General features: G+C 66.4%; 2 protein-coding genes and 1 tRNA gene. 1 reads left to right on the plus strand and 2 read right to left on the minus strand.

Annotated features, from left to right (window positions below; genetic code table 11):
* On the minus strand, positions 1 to 335 hold a 335-nt coding region (locus C5O18_RS10040; protein WP_158249340.1), incomplete at its 3' end, for an alpha/beta fold hydrolase.
* A 193-nt stretch (positions 336 to 528) separates the two neighbouring features.
* Between C5O18_RS10040 and C5O18_RS10045 the strand changes: the two genes are divergently transcribed.
* Positions 529 to 619 (plus strand) — tRNA-Ser (locus C5O18_RS10045).
* A 94-nt stretch (positions 620 to 713) separates the two neighbouring features.
* Here C5O18_RS10045 and C5O18_RS10050 read toward each other — a convergent pair.
* The coding region (locus C5O18_RS10050) for a saccharopine dehydrogenase family protein (protein ID WP_277422168.1) at positions 714 to 1,136 on the minus strand (423 nt) is incomplete at its 5' end.

Below are 1,136 nucleotides of genomic sequence, written 5' to 3' on the forward strand. Positions count from 1 at the left end.
TCCTGGGCCACGGTGTTGCCATTGTCATGACAGAGCAGGTTCACCCGGCGAAGGCCGAGATGCACCAGCAGCATCTGCAGCCGGTCGAGATGCGCGGCGATGCCGTAATCGGCCCCTGCCGGCTTGTCGGAGAAGCCGTAGCCGAGCTTGTCCGCCACGATCACGCGAAAGCGCGCCGACAGCGGCACGACCACGCGATGCCAGTCCCAGGACGACGTCGGGAAGCCGTGCAGCAGCAGGAGCGGCGCGCCCTGCCCCAGCTCGCGGAAGAACAGGCGACCTTCGCCGGTGTCGAAATAATCGCCAGAGGCCTGCCAGGCCGACAATGTGGTCACGAGAGCCTCCCTGTTCCCTGCACGGTTTGTCTTTGAACGTCCGCCGGAGCGGACACGCGCACAAGCCTGCCAAACCATCGGCGCCGTCGCAATCGGTCACCGACCGGACACCGCGGCAGGTGCGGCTGCCTGAAATACCGGCAGCCCGCACTTTTCAAGCCGGGGCTGTCTATGTATCATCGCCAGCCTTGTCGGAGAGTTGACCGAGAGGCCGAAGGTGCTCCCCTGCTAAGGGAGTAGGGGTCAAAAGCCCCTCAAGGGTTCGAATCCCTTACTCTCCGCCATTACATGACAAGCAAGAGACCCGCCCAGTGCGGGTCTCTTGCTTTCCGGCGGGTATCAGCCCAAATGCCTGCCGGTGCCGGTCGTGGCGACACCTCAGCCGACCGCCAGTGCACCACCGGCGACCGATGCATGCGCCGGCCTTTCGTGCCAGGCCCGGTCGCCACGGGCATCACGGATGCGGGTCGGCAGGCCCATGTCATCCAGCAGCGACAGGAAGGGGCGCGGCGGCAGCTCCTCGACGTTGACCATGCGGCGCGCATCCCAGTCGCCCCGGGCGACCAGGATCGCCGCTGCCGCTGCAGGCACTCCGGCCGTGTAGGAAATGGCCTGGCTGCCGACTTCGGCGTGGCAGTCGGCGTGATCGCACACGTTGTAGATGAACACCTCCTGCTCGCGGCCGTCGCGGCTGCCGCGCAGCAGATCGCCGATGCAGGTCTTGCCGGTGTAGTCCTGCGCCAGCGAAGCCGGATCCGGAAGCACCGCCTTCACCACCTTCAGCGGCACCACTTCCTGCCC

The organism is Amnimonas aquatica (assembly GCF_002943415.1).
Classification (GTDB): domain Bacteria; phylum Pseudomonadota; class Gammaproteobacteria; order Pseudomonadales; family Moraxellaceae; genus Perlucidibaca; species Perlucidibaca aquatica_A.